This window comes from Cellulomonas citrea, from assembly GCF_009829685.1.
Taxonomy (GTDB): Bacteria; Actinomycetota; Actinomycetes; order Actinomycetales; family Cellulomonadaceae; genus Cellulomonas; species Cellulomonas citrea.
This window is the reverse complement of sequence record NZ_VWSD01000376.1, coordinates 1-553: the sequence shown is the minus strand read 5'-3', so window position 1 is coordinate 553 and position 553 is coordinate 1. Positions and strand designations below refer to the sequence as shown.

Genomic DNA, 553 nt, shown 5'->3' with positions numbered 1-553 from the left:
TGCCCCGCGGCGGGCTGGTCCCCTCCGACGACGGCGAGGACGTGGCGCCCACCGTCGGCGACGACGTGCTGCTCGCCGAGGACGAGGGCGGGCTGCACGTCGTGCGGGTGGCGCACCGAAGGTCGGCGCTCGTGCGCGACTCTGCCGGCCGCACGTCGCGCACCCAGGCGCTCGCGGCGAACGTCGACGTCGTCCTCGTGGTCGAGCACCTGGACCCCGAACCGGACCTCGGCCGGGTGGAGCGGCTGCTCACGCTCGCCTGGCGGTCCGGTGCGCAGCCCGTCGTCGTGCTCACCAAGGCGGACCTCGTGCCCGACGCCGAGCGGCTGCGGCTCGCGGTCGCCGACGTCGCGCTCGGGGTCGACGTGCACGCGCTCAGCGTCACCGCGCAGGTCGGGCTGGACCCGGTGCGCGCGCTGCTGTCACCCGGGGTGACGCTCGTCGCGGTCGGCCCGTCGGGCGCGGGCAAGTCGACCCTGGTCAACGCCCTGGCCGGTGACCAGGTGATGTCGACCGGCGAGCGCCGGGCCGACGGCCGCGGCCACCCTGGTCA

General features: G+C 76.7%; 1 protein-coding gene. It reads left to right on the top strand.

Annotation, left to right across the window (positions count from 1 at the left end):
• A partial coding sequence (gene rsgA / locus F2B26_RS16830) for a GTPase RsgA (RefSeq protein WP_159811241.1) occupies positions 1-553 on the top strand: 553 nt, incomplete at both ends.